Source organism: Kitasatospora sp. NPDC001159 (assembly GCF_053598235.1).
Window position 1 is genome coordinate 1 of sequence record NZ_JBSFJV010000019.1, and the last position, 17,098, is coordinate 17,098.

18 protein-coding genes are annotated in these 17,098 nt (G+C 72.2%); 10 read left to right on the forward strand and 8 right to left on the reverse strand.

The features are described 5' to 3' along the window. Positions 1-129: 129 nt before the first annotated feature. The gene (locus ACWC9T_RS12495) at positions 130-1,119 is read right to left on the reverse strand and encodes a quinone oxidoreductase family protein (protein WP_449821013.1); all 990 of its coding nucleotides are present in this window, start codon (positions 1,117-1,119) and stop codon (positions 130-132) included. Positions 1,120-1,228: 109 nt separating this feature from the next. Here ACWC9T_RS12495 and ACWC9T_RS12500 point away from each other — a divergent pair, with 109 nt between their 5' ends. The 6 genes from ACWC9T_RS12500 (at position 1,229) to ACWC9T_RS12525 (ending at position 9,319) form a co-directional block, all read left to right on the forward strand. Beyond that, positions 1,229-1,576 carry an ArsR/SmtB family transcription factor gene (locus ACWC9T_RS12500; protein ID WP_449821014.1) on the forward strand — a complete coding sequence of 116 codons (348 nt, stop codon included), beginning with the start codon at positions 1,229-1,231 and terminating at the stop codon, positions 1,574-1,576. Positions 1,577-2,384: 808 nt separating this feature from the next. After that, entirely contained in the window at positions 2,385-4,592 is a 2,208-nt protein-coding gene (cas3g, locus tag ACWC9T_RS12505) for a type I-G CRISPR-associated helicase/endonuclease Cas3g (protein ID WP_449821015.1), read from the forward strand. Between the two features lie 295 nt (positions 4,593-4,887). Further along, positions 4,888-5,130 (forward strand): hypothetical protein, encoded by a 243-nt coding sequence (locus ACWC9T_RS12510; RefSeq protein ID WP_449821016.1) that lies wholly within the window; start codon positions 4,888-4,890, stop codon positions 5,128-5,130. A 467-nt stretch (positions 5,131-5,597) separates the two neighbouring features. After that, positions 5,598-6,410, forward strand: a complete 813-nt coding sequence (locus ACWC9T_RS12515) for a phytanoyl-CoA dioxygenase family protein (RefSeq protein WP_449821017.1) — start codon at positions 5,598-5,600, stop codon at positions 6,408-6,410. 101 nt (positions 6,411-6,511) lie between these two features. Next, positions 6,512-7,234 carry an IS6 family transposase gene (locus ACWC9T_RS12520; RefSeq protein ID WP_449821018.1) on the forward strand — a complete coding sequence of 241 codons (723 nt, stop codon included), beginning with the start codon at positions 6,512-6,514 and terminating at the stop codon, positions 7,232-7,234. A 219-nt stretch (positions 7,235-7,453) separates the two neighbouring features. Next, positions 7,454-9,319 (forward strand): hypothetical protein, encoded by a 1,866-nt coding sequence (locus ACWC9T_RS12525; RefSeq protein WP_449821019.1) that lies wholly within the window; start codon positions 7,454-7,456, stop codon positions 9,317-9,319. A gap of 255 nt (positions 9,320-9,574) precedes the next feature. On the opposite strand, the gene ACWC9T_RS12530 is transcribed toward ACWC9T_RS12525, so the two are convergent. Continuing rightward, positions 9,575-10,099 (reverse strand): hypothetical protein, encoded by a 525-nt coding sequence (locus ACWC9T_RS12530; RefSeq protein WP_449821020.1) that lies wholly within the window; start codon positions 10,097-10,099, stop codon positions 9,575-9,577. Between the two features lie 138 nt (positions 10,100-10,237). Then, a complete protein-coding gene (locus tag ACWC9T_RS12535; RefSeq protein WP_449821021.1) occupies positions 10,238-11,005 on the reverse strand; it encodes a CDP-alcohol phosphatidyltransferase family protein in 768 nt (255 codons plus the stop codon). 306 nt (positions 11,006-11,311) lie between these two features. Between ACWC9T_RS12535 and ACWC9T_RS12540 the strand changes: the two genes are divergently transcribed. Both ACWC9T_RS12540 and ACWC9T_RS12545 read left to right on the forward strand, forming a co-directional pair. Continuing rightward, positions 11,312-11,878, forward strand: coding sequence for an NUDIX hydrolase (locus ACWC9T_RS12540; protein ID WP_449821022.1), 567 nt, complete (start codon positions 11,312-11,314; stop codon positions 11,876-11,878). A 44-nt stretch (positions 11,879-11,922) separates the two neighbouring features. Next, positions 11,923-12,612, forward strand: a complete 690-nt coding sequence (locus tag ACWC9T_RS12545; protein ID WP_449821023.1) for an HAD family hydrolase — start codon at positions 11,923-11,925, stop codon at positions 12,610-12,612. Between the two features lie 41 nt (positions 12,613-12,653). Here the strand turns inward: ACWC9T_RS12545 and ACWC9T_RS12550 are convergent, their stop codons facing one another. The 5 genes from ACWC9T_RS12550 to ACWC9T_RS12570 form a co-directional block, all read right to left on the reverse strand. Next, entirely contained in the window at positions 12,654-13,346 is a 693-nt protein-coding gene (locus ACWC9T_RS12550) for a YidC/Oxa1 family membrane protein insertase (RefSeq protein ID WP_449821024.1), read from the reverse strand. Positions 13,347-13,439: 93 nt separating this feature from the next. Next, entirely contained in the window at positions 13,440-13,733 is a 294-nt protein-coding gene (locus ACWC9T_RS12555; RefSeq protein WP_449821025.1) for a DUF6412 domain-containing protein, read from the reverse strand. 90 nt (positions 13,734-13,823) lie between these two features. Next, entirely contained in the window at positions 13,824-14,345 is a 522-nt protein-coding gene (locus tag ACWC9T_RS12560; RefSeq protein ID WP_449821026.1) for a hypothetical protein, read from the reverse strand. After that, a complete protein-coding gene (locus tag ACWC9T_RS12565) occupies positions 14,342-15,730 on the reverse strand; it encodes a hypothetical protein (RefSeq protein WP_449821027.1) in 1,389 nt (462 codons plus the stop codon). Before ACWC9T_RS12565 ends, ACWC9T_RS12560 begins: the two co-directional genes overlap by 4 nt. A gap of 87 nt (positions 15,731-15,817) precedes the next feature. Further along, positions 15,818-16,237, reverse strand: a complete 420-nt coding sequence (locus tag ACWC9T_RS12570) for a WXG100 family type VII secretion target (protein WP_449821028.1) — start codon at positions 16,235-16,237, stop codon at positions 15,818-15,820. 128 nt (positions 16,238-16,365) lie between these two features. Between ACWC9T_RS12570 and ACWC9T_RS12575 the strand changes: the two genes are divergently transcribed. Both ACWC9T_RS12575 and ACWC9T_RS12580 read left to right on the forward strand, forming a co-directional pair. Beyond that, positions 16,366-16,650 carry a type II toxin-antitoxin system Phd/YefM family antitoxin gene (locus tag ACWC9T_RS12575; protein ID WP_063349249.1) on the forward strand — a complete coding sequence of 95 codons (285 nt, stop codon included), beginning with the start codon at positions 16,366-16,368 and terminating at the stop codon, positions 16,648-16,650. After that, on the forward strand, positions 16,643-17,065 hold the full coding sequence (locus ACWC9T_RS12580; RefSeq protein ID WP_449821029.1) for a PIN domain-containing protein: 423 nt from the start codon (positions 16,643-16,645) through the stop codon (positions 17,063-17,065). Before ACWC9T_RS12575 ends, ACWC9T_RS12580 begins: the two co-directional genes overlap by 8 nt. The last annotated feature ends 33 nt before the right edge of the window (positions 17,066-17,098 follow it).

Genomic DNA, 17,098 nt, shown 5'->3' on the forward strand with positions numbered 1-17,098 from the left:
GCGGCGCGCAGGCCACCCATGGAGGCACCGGCGATGACGATGCGGGGGGCCATCGGGCTCAGTCCTCGTCGGCGGCCCGGGCCCGGGCAGGACGCCACCCCCGTCGACCTCCTGCGCGGACCGTCTCGCTCAACCCGCCACGCGCACCACGTACTTGCCCGTGGCCCGCCCCTCCTGCATGGCGTCGTGCGCGGCCGGGACGGCCTCCAGGCCCGGCAGTTCGGTGAGCGGGATGCTCAGCCCGCGGTTCGCCTGCAGGTCGAGGGTGGTGCGGATGGCGCGGGCGAGGCGCTCGGGGGCGGTGGCGGCGAAGGCGCGGTGGCTGAAACCGGTGACGGAGAGGTTACCGCCCATCAGGCGTCCGAGCGGGGGCAGGTCGCTGACGGTGCCGCCGCCCGCATTGCCGAACAGGACGATCCGGCCGCCGGGTGCGGTGACGTCGAGGTCGAGTTCCAGCGCGGCGGTGCCCAACGGGTCGAGCACCAGGTCGACGCCCCGGCCGCCGGTCGCGGAGCGGACGGCGTCGGCGAGCTTCTCGTCGCGGGCGAAGGCGTGGTCGTAGCCCGACTCGACGGCGGCCGCGGCCTTCTCCGGCCGGCCGACCGTGCCGATCAGCGTGCCCAGGCCGCCGAGCAGCGGGACCAGCTGGGCGATCGCGCTGCCGATTCCGCCGCCGGCCGAGTGGACCAGGACGTTGTCCGTGGCGCTCAGGCGGCCCGCGTCGGTCAGCAGCAGGACGGCGGTGGCGAGGCCCAGCGGCGCGGCCGCGGCCGCACTCAGCTCCAGCCCGTCCGGCACCGGGACGGTCAGCGCGGCCTCGGCGACGACGACCTCGGCCAGCCCGCCGCCGACCGGCGCGGCCACCACCCGGTCGCCCACGGCCAGGCCGGTGACGCCCTCGCCGAGCTCGCGGACCGTACCGGCCACCTCCTTGCCCGGCAGGTGCGGCCACCCGGCGGTGTAGCCGCCGTCGCCCCGGCGGGCCATCACGTCCACGAAGTTCAGTCCGGCCCAGGCGACGTCGATCGCCACCTGACCGGGGCCGGGGCGCGGTGCCTCGATCTGCCGGACCTCGGAGTTCTCGGCTCCACCGGCTGCGGTCATCACCAGTGCGCGCATGTTCGTGCCCCCTCGACTACGATGTTCGACGAACGGCGAAATTGCCGCGAGCCATTGCTACCACGCAGTTTCGACGATTGTCGAACATCGCAGATCAGGGAGGTTGTCCATGCCCAGCAGCAGCCGCCGCCGACCGGCGCTCTCGCACCCCGCGCCCGAGGAGATCGACCTGTACGACGTCCTGCACGCGCTCTCCGACCCCACCCGGATGACCATCGTCCGCGTTCTGCGCACCGAACCGGAACGGGCCTGCGGCACCTTCCCGGTGGACGTCGCGCCGTCCACCCTCAGCCACCACTTCAAGGTGCTGCGCGAGTCCGGTGTGATCACCCAGCGCGAGGAGGCCAACCGCCGGTTCTCCGCGCTGCGCACGGTCGACCTGGAGCGGCGCTTCCCCGGCCTGCTCGACACGGTCCTCGCCGCACTCGCCCGCAACGAGGCGGCCGACACACCCTAGCTAGGGCCTCCCGGGCGGCGGCCGCCTCGGCGTGACGGCCGAGCACGTTGAGCGCGTACGCGTGGAACGAGCCAGCCGTGTGGTACTCGAGGCTCTCGGGCTGAGGGCTGACGAACTCCCAGGCCGCGGCCGCCTCGGCCAAGGCCTCGTCACCCCGCCCCGTCCGAAGGCAGACCCGGGCGACCGAGAGCCGGGCTTCGCACACCAGGGCGGCCGGGAAGCCCGACTCGATAGCCAGCCGCAGGGCTCCGCGTGCCTCGGCCTCGGACTCGTCGTAGCGCTGGGAGCTCTCCAGCGCACGTGCCCAGTCCACCCGGGCCGACACTGTCGTGACGTCGTCGGGGCCGAACACCGACACGCAGGCTCAGCCGGTACGGTCTGCCCGCCGCCCTCGACGCCTCCCCGATCAGCGACCTGGCCGCCGTCACCGAGGTCATCGCCACCTACCGCCACCGCCTCGTCCTGCGCACCGACGACCAGGCGTGGCCTCCCTGCCCGCGTCCATCGGCGGCCAGCCGTGGGCATCGGCCGCCGCCGTCTTCGGCCGGGTGCGCGCCGACGGCGACCAGTGAGCAACCAGCCCGAACAGCCGGGCCAGGGCGATCCCGCTGCGCCCCGCCCGCCAGCCGGTGCCCTCGGCGGTGCCGCGTGTGACGAAGCCGGTGGAGGCGCGCACCGTGCCTCCACCGGCTTCGTCGCCGGGCTGTCGAATTGGTCAGGCCCGGCGCCGCGATAGACATGAGGCCGGGACAAACCGTCTGTCAGTCCCGTCTTACCTACCGGGCCCGCTTGGCCGTAGGTTGGGCCGATGACGGCCGAGTTCGAGACTTTCGCGCGCACCGCCACCGGCTTCACCCCCTACCCCTACCAGTCGGCGCTGGCCGCCGAAGGCCTGCCCACGCTGCTTGAGGCGCCCACCGGGGCCGGCAAGACCGTTGCCGCCGTGCTGCCGTGGCTGTACCGGCGGCTGGTCGCCGCGTCAGGGGTCACGCCGCGTCGGCTGGTGTTCGTGCTGCCCCGGCACAGCCTCGCCGACCAGGCCTTCCGCCGGATCGGGGAGTGGCTGGAGTGCCTGGGCCTCACGGGCGAGGTGGGGCTGCACCTACTCGCGGGCGCCGCCGCGCAGGAGGGCGGCTGGCGGCGGCGCCCCGAGCGCAGCGCGATCCTGGTCGGCACCCACGACATGGTGCTCAGCCGGGCGTTGATGCGCGGCTACGCGGACGCGCGGACGATGGCGCCGGTCTCGTACGCGCTGCTGCACACCGACGCCCAGTGGGTGTTCGACGAGGCGCACCTGCTCGGGCCGGGTCTGTCCACCGGCGTGCAACTCCAGTTTCTAAGAGGCGAGTTGGGGACGGCGGCGGCGACCCGGACGCTGTGGATGTCGTCGGTGCGGGGGCCGGGCGGTCTCGACGGGAGAACAATGCACGCGCCGGACACGACCGGGACGCTGCGGCGCATCGGCCGTCTTGACCTCCCGCACGGGCGTTACGTCGCCGCCCTCGCCGAGGCCGTCACCGCCGCGCACGTGCCGGGCACCCGGACCGTCGTGGTGCTCAACTCCCCGGGACGGGCGCGGGCCGTGCACGCCGCCCTGGCCGCCCAGGGACGCGAGGCACTGCTGCTGCACCCGCACTTCCGGGCCGCCGACCTCGACCGCGTCCTGGCCGCCGCCGAGGGCGCGCACGGACTCGTCCTCGTCACCACCCCCGCCCTGGAGGCCGGGCTCGACCTCTCCAGCCGCACACTGGTCACCGAACTCGCGCCCTGGGCCTCGCTCGTGCAGCGCGCCGGACGCTGCAACCGCCACAGCGAGCACCCGGACGGCGGCGACCTGCTGTGGTGCACGCCCCCCGAGGGCGGCGATGCGGCCACCGCGCGCTGGCTGACCGCCCACGAGAGCCGGGCCGTCACCCCCGGCGAGCTGCTGACGGCCCGCGTCGACCAGCCGCCCGCACCGCCCGGGCCGGGGTGCGAGGACGTCCTGGCCCTCTTCGACGCCCCTGCCGACAACACCGCCGACGTGGACCATTGGATCTGCGACCCGTCGGAGGCCGGCTCGCTCCCGGCGCTGGCCGCCTGGCGCCCCTGGGAGTGCGGCAGGCCTGGCGAGGACGAGCCGGATCCGACCGGCGCCGAACTCTGCCCGGTGCCGCTCGGCGAACTCCTGGGGCTGCCCACCGGGCGGGCCTGGCTGCGCGACACCCTGGACCGCCGGTGGCGCCCCGCGCAGCCGGAGGACCTGCGGCCCGGCGTCCGGCTGCTCCTGGACGCCCGCACCGGCGGCTACCTCCCGGACCGCGGCTGGACCCCGGCGAGTCGGGCCCCCGTAGCGTGCGAGACCGCCGCCCCCGGGCAGCCAGCCTACGGCTGCACCGCCTGGGTCGGCCTCGACCAGCACCTCCAGGAGACCGCGCAGGAGGCACAGTCGCTGCTCGCCGCGCTGCCCGCGCTCCCCATCGACCTGCGAGAGGCCGTCGTCGAGGCGGCCCGCTTCCACGACCTCGGCAAGTGCCACGACGCCTTCCAGGAGAAACTGAGGGCCGGCCGCACCGACCCACCCGCCGGCCTGCTCGCCAAGTCCAGGAACGGCGCCGACCCCCTGCCGCCCTACCGCTCGCCGCGCCCCTACCTGCGGCACGAGCTCGTCAGCGCCCTCCTGCTCTGGCAGGGCGGCCACCACCCGCTCGTGACCTACCTCGCCGCCGCCCACCACGGCCACGTCCGGCTGACCGTGCGCCCGCGTGGCGACGAGGCCCCGCTGTTGCTCGGCGTCGCGGACGGGGACCGCACCCCGCCCATCCAGTTGTCCACCGGCGAGCACTTCCCCGCCCGGACTCTGCACACTGCCGCCTTCCCGGCGGCCTGGACCGAACGGGCCCTGTCCCTGCGCGACACCCCCGGCGTCGGCCCGTTCCGCCTCGCCTTCCTCGAAACCCTGGTCCGCGTCTCCGACTGGCGCGCCAGCGCCCGCCACGACGGGCCCCTGGCCCCGTCGGCGGCCCCGGCCGGGTAGGAGATAGGAGAAACGGGCGCGAGGCGGAGGAAGCCGAGTGGCCCCACGGCATCCCGGTCGCCAAGTCCCGGGCGAAAACCGAAGAACCCTGCCAGTGGCGGCCGAGTCCAGGCCAGCTTCGGTGACGCCCTGACGGCCTTGGTCGCCGAGCTGGCCTGGGACGCCCCGGCCGCCGGGGGAGGCATCCTCGACCAGTAGGCCACCATCGCCCCCGAGCTCGGCGGCAGGCCCCGAGCAGAGTCCAGCCGCGCTCAAGGCCGCCCTGGCCGTCGTCGCTGCGGACCGCCTCCCGGAGATGATCGACGGGCAGACGAGGGCCATGGCCGAGGCCATCGCCACGGGCAGTATCCAGCCGATCCGCTCGTTCGTTGCGCACTGGGCCGCCGTCGTGGAGATCGAGCGGCACCCGGCCACCGCCCAGGCCTACCACCGGGCGAACTACCTCGCGAACCACGCCGGCACCGTCCAGGAGTGCCGGGAGCACGCCACCACCGTCGCCGAGCTCTACCGCGCCGCCTACGCGGCGGTGAACGCGTGACGTGGAGCTGGGAGTACCTCCCCCAGCGAGCAGCACGTCACCGCCGGCGCCCCGGCCAACTTCCTCGCCGCCGTCGAACACCGGGCCGCCGAGCTCGTCCGCGCCGCCGAAGCGCTCTACCTGGATGGCACCTCCTACCAGGGCAGCGGCGAGCCGATGCGCTACCTCGACGTGGCCGGCGGCCTGCTCGCCTACTACGTCGTCCCGCGTCTGGAGCTCGTCGTCTGCCAGGTCACGCCACCGCCAGCACCCTGATCCCCGGGTATGGCCGAAGCCGGGGGGAGGGGGACTTGCGCTGTTTCCCCGGTACCTGCAACGGCGTGGTGGCACGTCGGCCATGTGGTCCTGTGACCGCGGGGCGGTTGCTTCCGGTCTCGGAGGGGCGGGAAGGGGCTCGGTGATCGCCCGACAAAGGCGGTGCGGAGAATGTCGGGTGATCGGGGCCGGTGTCGCCGCACGATGGGGGCATGGATGACACAACGTTGGTATCCCGTTTCCTCCGCGACGGCTTCGTGAAGTTGGAAGGTGCCGTCGCGCCGCGCGTGGCCGCGGACTGCGCGCGGCTGCTGTGGCGGGAGACGGGCTGCGACCCGGACGACCCGTCGACGTGGACGCGGCCCGTGCACTGGGTGGGCGGTATGGCGCAGGGACCGTTCGCCGCTGCACCCAACTCCCCGTTCCTGCAGCGCGCGTACGACCTGCTCGTCGGCGAGGGGCGCTGGGAGCCGCGCTACTCGCTGGGCACGTTCCCGCTGCGCTTCCCGCACGAGGAGGAGCCGGACGACGCGGGCTGGCACATTGAGGGGAGCTATCTGCCGGAGGGCGAGAGCTGGTACTTCACGAATCTGCGTTCCCAGGGCCGGGCGCTGCTGATGCTGTTCCTGTTCAGCGAGGTCGGTGAGGAGGACGCCCCGACCCGGATCCGGGTCGGCTCACACCTCGACGTGCCGAAGGTGCTGGAGAAGTACGGGGAGGACGGGGCGAGCGGGCTGACCCTCGCGCCCGATCTGGTGGCGGCGTCCGACCACCGGCCACTCGCCCTCGCCACCGGGTCCCCGGGCGACGTCTTCCTGTGCCATCCGTTCCTGGTGCACGCGGCGCAACCGCACCATGGAGTGCGGCCGCGTTTCATGGCCCAGCCGCCGCTGATGCCGGCCGCGCCGTACGAACTGGAGCGGGCCGACGGCGCGTACTCACCCGTGGAGATTGCGATCCGCCGGGGCCTGGGGCAGGACGCCCCCGGTCCGGACGGGGACGGCACAGACCGCAGCGCCGGGTAGACGTGCTTCACGATCACCGCTGGCAGGCGCTGTCAGGTTGAACGGTGGGCTCTTCGGCGCCGTGGGATGATCACGGTTCTTGTCGTCGGAGGGCCGTGCTCGTGGACACCACCGCTCTGTCGTACAAGGGCTACCGCTTCCCGACCGAGGTGATCGCCCACGCGGTCTGGCTCTACCACCGCTTCCCGCTCTCGTACCGCGAGGTCGAAGAGCTCCTGATGCGGCGCGGGATCGAAGTCAGCTACGAGACAATCCGCCAGTGGTGCACGACCTTCGGCCCGGTCTACGCCGCCAGCCCGCGCCGGCGTCAGACACGGCCCGGGGACAAGTGGCACCTCGACGAGGTCTTCATCAAGATTCGGGGCGAGCGGAAGTACCTGTGGCGGGCCGTGGACCAGGACGGCAACGTCCTGGACATCCTGGTGCGGAACCGGCGGGACACAGCCGCCGCGAAACGGTTCTTCCGTAAGCTGCTCAAGGGCACCGGCTCGGTACCCCGGGTGGTGGTCACCGACAAGCTCGCCTCCTACGGCGCCGCCCTGCGGGAGGTGATGCCCTCGGTCGAGCACCGCGCCCACAAGGGGTTGAACAACCGGGCGGAGAACTCCCACCAGCCGACGCGGCAACAAGAACGCGCGATGAAAGGCTTCCGCTCCGTCGGCGGAGCGCAACGCTTCCTGCCCTCGTTCAGCCGGATCTCCCCGCACTTTCGCCCCGGACGGCACCTGATGTCCGCCCCCGAGTACCGCACCGCCATGACGGACCGCTTCACCACGTGGAACCAGATCACCGCCACCACCGGACGCCTCGCCCCGGCGGCCTGAGCCACACCGGCTCACCCGGCCGGGACGGCCCGGAACCTCCTCAGCATGCCCGGACCCGGAACCCCTCGCTCACCCCCCCTGAGCGGCTCACCTCCGCTTGAGGTCCCCGGCCGCACGACCGACGGTGGAGACGTCCCGATCCGTCGCTCGCAGCCCGAATTGACTCGGCTCGGGTAGGTCATCTGCAGGCAACGGACGACTAACACCCGAAGGGGAACCATGGCGTTCATCCAAGCCAGCCGTCGTCGTATCCGTGCTGCGGCGGCGGTCACCACGGTGGCGCTTCTGGCAGCAGGCTGCTCCTCCTCCGCGCCTAGCGGCGGTGCGTCGTCCAAGGCGAGTTCACCGTCTGCTGCTATCACGGTGCTGCGGCAGCGCCTCGTCGCCTTTGAGAAGCCGCTTGGCCCCGATGAGGCTCAGCGTGCCTTCGAGGGCCTTTCGGCGGCGATGGCAGGGATCAGCGAGGACTCCCTCAGCATCGAGCTGGTGACCTGGCAGCTGCGGCAGTTGAGCACCCCGGAGGGCCGGAAGACCTACCTGGCCAACAACTCCGTCCTCAATGGGCACATCCTGCCTGCTGGTGGCACCTCAGCGCCCTCCGCGCCGACGCTGGGCGCGGCGGCCACGCCCGGCCCGGGCCGGGGGGAGCAACCTGCGGTGTACCGTGACACGCCGAACGCTGGCGCAGGCCTGTCCTTCTATTTCGTCAATGGTGTTCTCAACGACCATGTCTCGGCGGGGGAAGGTAAAGATCTGCTGGAGAGTTCACTCACTCAGACGTTGGGCTTCCCCGTCAAGGTCAACCTGATCTTCAACGCGTCCGGTGCCGACATCGCGTGGTACACCTACAATGTCTGCCAGCATGCGCAGGCCGTCACCGCCAACCACCCCATTCCGGAGACCGCGCAGTTGGTGAAGAACGCCTGCGGGATCGCTGCTTTTGGTACGGTCGCGCTGCCGGAGAGGATCGTTGCCGACGTCGGCAAGCTGTTCTTGCAGAAGACGCTGGACCCGAACTTCGCGTCCGACCCGGTGAACGCGACGCTGCTGGCCCCCGTACAGAAGGATCTCCAGAGCGGGAAGCGCGTCGTGCTGATCTCCCACAGCGAGGGTGGTCTCTATCTGCGTAACGCGCTGTCAAGGATCGGTGCGGGGGCGCCGGTCGGGGCGGTCTTCATCGCCCCGCCCTTCGGCACCGGCCAGGAGCTGAACGCCAACCCGACGCGCTATGTCATGTTCAACTGGGACTGGCTCCTGATGGACACTGGTGTGCCCGGTGGGCAGATCTCCCACGTCGACCCCACGGTCGAGGCCGCGGCGCCGCAGGTCGTCTACGACGGCAGTATCAAGTCGCGATTCGACATCCACTACCTGGCCAACTACCTGTACTGCGGCTCGGCTTCCGCCAAGCAGATCGGCGACCGTACGCGGGAGGTGGTGGACTACGTCAACTCGGTCCCCGCCTCCCGGGGTGCCGCACGCCCGCAGCTGCCCGGGGCACCCGGTGAGGCTCCGCCTCACGGTGACGTCCTGCTACCGCAGCAGGCGGAGGTCTGCCCGGTGCCCCAGCCGTCGAGCGAGAGCCCCAGCGCGGCCCCGTCGACCGCGGCCCCGTCGAGCCCGACTGAGACCCCGACTACACCGACCGCGGCCCCGTCGAGCCCGACTGAGACCCCGACTACACCGACCGCGGCCCCGTCGAGCCCGACGGAGACCCCGACCACGGAGACCCCGACCGAAACGCCCTCCAGCCCGTCCCCCGCCGCGGCTTACTACGTCTTCATCCTCACCAACGTCGCCGACCCAGGGAACATCCTCGTTGGCACCTTCGACGACGTCTCTGGCAAACGCACCTGCGACTTCATCGACGGCGGCCAGTGCGCCGACGCGGGCGGCGCGGACGTTCCCGTGCAGTTCACCACGAAGCTGGGCCCGTACCCGACTCTCCAAGACGCCCAGGCCGCGTACTGCGCGAACGCCGCCAACCCGCACGTCGGCCCGGGTGGGGCTGGCACCAAGGTTGACATCTTCGGCGGCAGTTACTGGGCTGACAACATCAGCTTCAGCTGCCCGACCACGCCGTGACAGACGGCCTACGCGCGCTGCGGTGAAGCGGCCCCCAATCCGCAGGAAGAGCTCGTTGAGTTCCCGGTCCCACACATCCGTCGGCAGATTCATCGCTCACAACGGTGCCTTCTCGGCGCCGTTGTCACTACATGCGGCGCGGCCACCCGTTGGCGGGACGTCCACGTCAAAGCCGTCCCGCCCACCCGGAAGTCCCGCTACACTCCCCGCCACTAGGCCGTTGACCAGGGCAAACGCAGAACTCTCACTGGAGTACTAGGACTCAGCGGCGACCGCGCGGTGCCGGCGGTGGTACGAAACGGTGACCGCCGCCAACAGCGGGCCCCAGGCGACCGCCGGCAGGTAGAGGAAGCCGACCGCCAGGTGCCCGAGCGGGGTCATGTTCGGGTGCGGCACCGCCCACCACGCGGCGAACGGCGTCCAGAGCGCGACCAGCCCGGCCGCGCCGAGCGAGGCCACGATGACGACGGCGCGCGGGTTGACCGGGCGCCCGCCGAGGAACGGGATCCACCGCGGCGGCACCGTGCCCCAGGGCCGGACCAGGCCGAGGGTGAGCAGGGCCAGCGCCTCGGTGAGCAGGCTCAGGGTGACCGGCCAGACCGCGTCCCAGCCGGTGAAGCCCACCGCGTCGTAGCCCGCGTCGGTGTAGCCGCCGTGCCAGCCCAGGACCAGCCCGAGCCGCCACAGCCCGGCCGGCAGAGCGGTGAACGCGGCGACCCGCGCGGCGCGGACGGCCCAGCGGGGCGGGGCGGGGGCGGCGGCGGTGGGCTGAGGCGTCATGTGTCCACCCTGCCGCGCGGGCCGTACCTGCCGCGTCCGTCCGCCGGCGGGCTTCGGCCGGACCCCTCCCCCCGGTGGGGGAGATCCGGCTCAGCCCGTCAGTGGAGCCGCCGGGCCGTCGGGGCCGTCGAGCCGGGGTCAGCGCAGCCGCGAGGAGGACAGGATCGACGCGAGGTGCGCCACCACCATGCCCCAGGTGATCGCCGTGATCCCGGCGAGTGCCGCCCGCGTCGCGTCCAGGTGGCCGAGCCCGGCGTCCACGGCGGCCGCCGCCAGCAGCACCAGGGAGGCCTCGATGCCGTTGGTCACCCGGTGGATCTTGAAGATCGAGGCGAACCGGCGGGCCGTCGCGATGCCCTGGGAGCGCGGCTGGGTCGACTCCTCGTCCGCCGGCGGCTGCCCGCTGCGGGCGCGGGCCACGTCCACCAGGTCCGTCGAGGCCTTCAGCAGCACCACGCCCAGCGCGGCCGCCAGACCCGCCGACACCCACAGCTCCGAGCCACCGCGCGCCGCCCGCACGCCCGCGCCGATCATCAGCGCGGCGTCGGCGAGGTAGGCGCCGAGCCGGTCCACGTACACCCCGGCCATGCTGAACTGGCGCTTCCAGCGCGCCACTTCGCCGTCCACGCAGTCGAACAGCAGGAACAGCTGGAACAGCACCGCCGCCAGCACCGCGCCGGCCAGACCCGGGATCAGCAGGGCCGCACCGCCGCCGACCCCGCACACCACCATCACCCAGGTCAGGGTGTTCGGCGAGACCGAGGTCCGCACCAGCTGCCGGGTGGTGCGCAGCGAGATCGCCCGCATGTACATCCGGCCCGCCCAGTGCTCGCCGTTGCGGCTCTGCAGCTTGGCCTGCGGCTGGCACACCTCGCGCAACTCGGCGAGCGCCGGAGCAGCCACCATGACGACATCCCTCCACCTGTCCCGTAACGATCACCACAGGCTACGGCCTCCGGAGCACTGCTTTGACCACCCCCTTCGACGGTGAAGAGGAGAGCGGAGAGGGCGGTGCGGAGGAGGTGGAAGGGCAGTGGAGGGGGCGGTGACGAGCCGGTGAGCGGCGGAAAAACGGTGGGCCGACCGAAGCCCCCCGGGCTAGGCTGCGCGGATTCACCGGAACCGGAGCCCCCGGGCCCGATCGCCCGCTCCCGCAAGCCGGTTGACGCGGTCCGACGCGGCCCCGGGGGCGGAACGAGGAGCGCAGAAACCATGGTGACCACGGGCACCGCCCCGGACAGCCCCGACCTGGCCAGACTCCTGGACGACCACCGGCCGCAGGGCCCGGCGGAGACCGCTGACCTCGCCCGGGTCCGCGCCCGGGTCGGCGCCCCCGACGCGTGGGACCGCAGCACCCCGCTGCACTTCACCGCCTCCGCGCTGATCGTCCACCCGCCGACCCGCCGCGTCCTGCTGCGCTGGCACGTCCGCCAGCAGGCCTGGTTGCAGGTCGGCGGCCACAGCGACCCGGGGGAGACCCTGCCGCTGGACATCGCACTGCGCGAGGGCCTGGAGGAGACCGGTCTGACCGACCTCACCCTCTGGCCGGACGCCGCGCTCGTCCACCTCGCCGTGGTGCCCGTCCCGGCCTCGGCCGTCGAGCCCGCCCACGAGCACGCCGACCTGCGCTTCCTGCTCGCCACCGACACCCCGGACGACGCCCGCCCGGAGAGTCCGGCCTCCCCGCTGGTGTGGCTGAGCATCGAGGAGGCCAAGCGGCGGACCACCGAGGAGAACTTCCGCGAGACCCTCGACCGGGCCGCCCGCCTGCTCGCCTGAACCCCGTTCTCGTGAACCCCTTCCCGCCTGTCCGAAGGAATCCGATGCACACCGACCAGACCCTCATCTTCGACGCCGACGACACGCTCTGGGAGAACAACGTCCTCTTCGAGCGGGTCATCGACGGCTTCCTTGACTGGGTCTGCGCCCCGGCCGAGCGGGAGGCCACCCGGGCCCTGCTCGACCGGATCGAGGCCGCCAACGCCGCCGCCCTCGGCTACGGCGCCGCCGTCTTCCGGCAGAGCCTGGCCGACTGCCTGGGGCAGCTGGCCGGGGAACGCACCCCCACCGCCGCCGAGCTGGCCCGGATCGACGAGCTGCTCACCCCGCTCACCGACCGCGGCGCGATCGAGCTGATCCCGGGCGTCGCCGACACCCTGACCGCCCTCGCCGGGCGGCACCACCTGCTGCTGCTCACCAAGGGCGACCAGGACGAGCAGCAGGCCAAGGTGGCGGCGTCCACCATCGACCACCACTTCCGCGGCATCCACATCGTGGCCGAGAAGTCGGTGGACACCTACCGGCAGCTCGGCGCCGAACTCGGCCTCGACCCCGAGCGGACCTGGATGATCGGCAACTCGCCCAGGTCCGACATCGCCCCCGCCCGCCGGGCCGGGCTGCGCACCGTGTTCATCCCGCACGAGCACACCTGGGTGCTGGAGCACGAGGAGCTCGGCCCGGACGAGGCGACGCTGCAGCTCACGGCCTTCCCGGAGCTGCTGCGCCACTTCTGATCCGCGCCACTTCTGAGTCGGACCGCTGAGCTAGACCTGAGCTAGACCGCGAGCGCGGCCGCCGGGATTGGCGCCCCGCCCCGGTACAGCCAGGCCCGCTCGGAGGCCGACCACACGCTCGTGGTCAGCAGGTAGAGCGCGGCGGCCACCGGCACCAGCATCGCGAACAGCACCGAGACGAAGGACAGGTACGGCAGCAACGACGCCCCCGGCTGCGGGGTGGTCTGCGCGGCCGCCGCCCGCCGGGCCCGGCGGTAGTTGACGTACCCGACCGCCGCCAGCCCGGCGTACAGCAGCCCGAACACCGCGAACTGCCCGGCGCCGTGCGCGTTCCCGACGTGCAGACCCAGCGGCACCCCGAACAGGGTGTGGTCCAGCAGGTCGTTCGGCGTGGTGAAGAGCCGGTACATCACCGAGAAGAACGGGATCTGGATCAGCATCGGCAGGCAGCCCGCGAACGGCGAGACCTGCTCCTTCCGGTACAGCTCCGCGAGCGCCTCGCGCGCCTTCTCCGGGTTGTTCTTGTGCTTCTCGTTCAGCTCGGCGACCTTCGGCGCGAGCTTCGAACGGGCCTTCTCCCCGCGCGCCGCCGCCCGCGCCAGCGGGTGCAGGCAGAGCCGTACGGCGAGGACGAACAGGACGATCGCCAGCGCGGTCGGCAGGACGTGGGCGATGGCGGAGACCACGGCGTGGGCGACGGTGACGGCCGGGTCGAGAACAGACAGAGCGGACATGGTGAAGCGAGCCCTCCGGGGTCTCAGGACATGAGTGATCGGCGGAGGACGGCCGCGAGAACGTACGGGGAGCCGTACGGGGGAACTGCGGATCTACGCGGCCGCCAGGGCCGCCCCCGGCGCCCTGGGGCGTCGCCTGCCCCGGGCGTCCGGATCACGCTGCGGAAGGAACGCGGTACGGAACGCCCGACGTCGCAGCACCCCGCTGCGCACCGCCGCCGGGGCTCGTGCCCCCAGCAGTCGCGTCCCGGCGAAGGCCCCCGCGACCGCCCCGGCCACCAGGACCATGGCCGCCACGGCGGCGACCGACGCCAGCGCGCCGCCGTCGGTCACCAGCTGGCCGGTCAACACCCGGAGCAGGCCCAGCAGCATCGCGACGACACCCACGGCGCGCCCCCTCTCGATGTGTTCCCGGCTCCTGACGTTCAGCAGGACGATCCTACGACCCGCCGGGTTCCCGCAGCGCTCGGGATTTCCTCACGGAGCATCCACCGCGTGCACCCACACCCGCGTCCCCCTGTCCGCCTCCACCGCGAGCCACACCGACTCCCCGAGGCGCTTGTTGTGACCGGGCAGCGGCTCGGCGATGACGGAACCGTGGCGCAACGGCCCCGCCGCCTTCGGGTCCGGCGCCCCGGCCTGACGGAACCCCTCCAGCACGTTGGTCCCGAAGTCCGTGTCGGCGTCCGGCTTCACCGCGATTCCCAGTCCGTTCAGGAACCCTTGCTCCTCGCCCGGTGGCAGCCGGAACGAGAGGAACGCCAGGTCGTCCTGGAACCCCTTCCGGTACGCCCAGTGCAGCTCGCTCGCCGACGCCGGCGGCCGCACTCGTGTGAACTCCGTGACCTGTTCGGAGCTGACCGTCATCCACGATCCCGGCCGCCCGCTGTTCGCCGCCGGATGGTTCACCTGCTCCCGCAGCCAGTACAGGCCTCCCACCGCACCGGCGATCAGCACCAGTGGCAGCACGACTCCCAGCAGTACGTGTCGCCGTTTCATCGGGTCTCCCTCCCCGGATCCGTTCGCCCGCCCTCACGGTCGGCGTTCCGCTCGCCGGAACCGGCCGGATGCATGGGGGCGCCACCGCTTCCGCCCCAGGTCATCGGGGTGCTTCGCCCGCTGATGTCGTATTCCTGGGCCAGGCCGGTTTGGTGCAGCTTCGCCATGTCGGCGTCCGTGATGTTCGTGCCCGCGATGTTGGTCGACTTGCCCTTGTCCCAGTTGTACCGGTCCCAGACGTTGACCTGGTACTGCGTGGAGACCACGGGCTTCCCGTCGGGGCCGGGATTCACCGTGACGACACCGGAGACGATGCAGGCTTGGCTGCCGATGGCGTGGAACCAGTTCGGCTGCCGATCCGGGTCGAACGTGAAGTCGTTCTCGTGTCTGCGCTGTGTTTCGACGGGGATGGCGACCGGTGCACCACCGGCCTTGTTGTAGGCGTCGAGGGCGGTCTGCCGCCAATCGTTCTCACTGTCGGACAACAGCTTCCCCACATGTGCCCGGAACATGGGGTCATCGCGTAGCATGCGGTCCACGTCCACCGTGAGCGGCTCTCCGGTGTTGTCGAGGTAGTGCTGCATGTGGCGCGCCGCATCCACGTTCTGGAGGAGTGTGCCGCCCGCGACGAGTGCGTACGTCTCCGCCTGGATCCCTCGCTCTTCGACGCCGGGCTCACGGACGTGGTACGGCCCAGCGCCGTCGTTCGGTGCTCTCCACTTGTAGGTCGGGTCGAGCACTCCCGCGTCGACCAGTGATTTCGGGTTCGTCGCGAGGAGCTGCGCCCGGACGGCGGGGTCGACATTCGCCCACCAATCCGGCACGTCCTTGCGGTCTTTGGGCATGCCCACCGCGCGCATGACGTCGTCCTCGGCGTTCCGCACCGTGTCGGGATGCTTCGCAGGATCAACCTCCTCCGGGTTGAGCGCGAGCAGGGCAGTGGCCACGGCGTTGTCGGCCTCGGTGGCTGCCGTCACGGCCGCGGTCATGACCTGGACGTGCTGCTGGAGTTCGTTCCACTTCCGCTTCTGGTGCGCGATCGCCTCCGGGTCGTTGCGTTCCTCGGGCGGTAGGTCGGGCAGTGTGACCGCGCCGTCCTCGGCGACGGTGGCGCCCAAGCCCTCGGCATCGCCGATCGCCCGGAGCAGCTTCTGCTTGGCTTCGGCGAAAGCCTTGTTGGCACGGTGCAGGGCCGCGGAGATGGCCAGGGCCTCGAAGTGGAAGGCCGCCATCTCGTCGGCCAGGAATCCGATTTCCCGCGCCGCTTCATCGGCGGCCGCGCCGGTCCAGGGCCGGTTGCCGGACGGTGGGGCGTAGGGACTGCTGCTGCCACCCGTCAGCGGGTGCAGGACACCGGATCGGAGCTGGCCGGCGAGGTGCTCCATGTGGCCGGAGACGCCGGTCCAGGTGTCGCCCGCGTGGTCGAGGGACTCGAAGGACGTGGAGCGGAGCTGGGCGAAGGTCACCATCGGTCACGGCCCCTTGAAGGTGGTGGCGGCGGAGGTGTCGGTGGCGTGGTAGTCGCGGGCGGTGGCGTCCAGGCGGTCGGCGGTCAGGCCGAGACGGTTGTCCAGGCTGGTCCAGCGGGCCTTCCACCAGGTGAGGGCCTGCGAGAGCGCGGGCCCGCTGGCCCATCCGCCGGCCAGCGCCTGGATGGCCGTCGCCGTGTCGGGCTCTGCGCGGGCGACGGAAGACTTCAGCTCGCCGCGCAGGCGCCGTGCTTCACCGGCGGCCTGCTGGAGCACCGGCGGGTGCACCAGGACGGGGGCGCCCGCGCTCGCGGCGCCCGTCCAAGGGCCGGTGGGACGGGGCAGGGCGCCCGGCCCTGCCGTGGGTGGACCGTCCTGGCCGTAGAGCCAAGGGTTCTGGTCCTTCTCGGTGCTTTCGGCCATGACACAAGCCCCCCTCTTCGTGAACGATCAGTGTTCGAATCTAGCGGACTGGCCGGGGCAGGAGGCGTGTTCGCGGGGATGCGCGCGAGGTGTAGCCAGCGGTGCTACACGGGGCTACCGTGGAATCCATGAAGACGATTACCCAGCGGGAGTTCCGGAACAACTCCGCCGCGGTGATGGACGCGGTGGAGGCGGGGGAGACCTTCCACATCACCAGGAACGGGGTCGAGGTCGCGGAGCTGCGGCCGGTGTCCGGGCGACGGCGGCTCACGGCGGAGGAGCTGGTGGCGCGGCACGTGAAGCTGCCGCGGGTGGACTACCAGCAGATGCGCAAGGAGGCCGAGGAGTACTTCGGGCCCGAGGAACTGGTGGGGGACGAGGGCGACGACCCGTTCGAGCGGCGGCGTGGCTGAGCGCCGGAGGGCATCCCGGCGACGGCCGGCCGGGGTGCTGGACACCTGCGTCTACATCGACCTGGCCCTGCTGAGCCCCGCCGACCTGCCGGCCGTGCCGGAACTGACCGCGATCACCTTCGCCGAGCTGCAGCAGGGCGTCTCGATGGCGCGGGACCCGATCAGTCGGGCGGCCCGGCTGGAGGTGCTGGGCGCGGCGATGGCCGACTTCGACCCGCTGCCCTTCGACGCGGCCGCCGCCGCCCGCTACGGGACCCTGGTCACCCTCACCATCGCCGCCGGACGGCAGCCTCGGCCGCGCCGGATAGACCTGATGATCGCCGCCGTCGCCTCCGCCCATGGTCTGCCGTTGTACACCCGCAACGTGGCGGACTTCCGGGGGCTGGGCTCGGCGGTGGAGATCATCGGGGTGTGAGCGCGGCCGGCCCGTCGCACTCGACCTACTCCA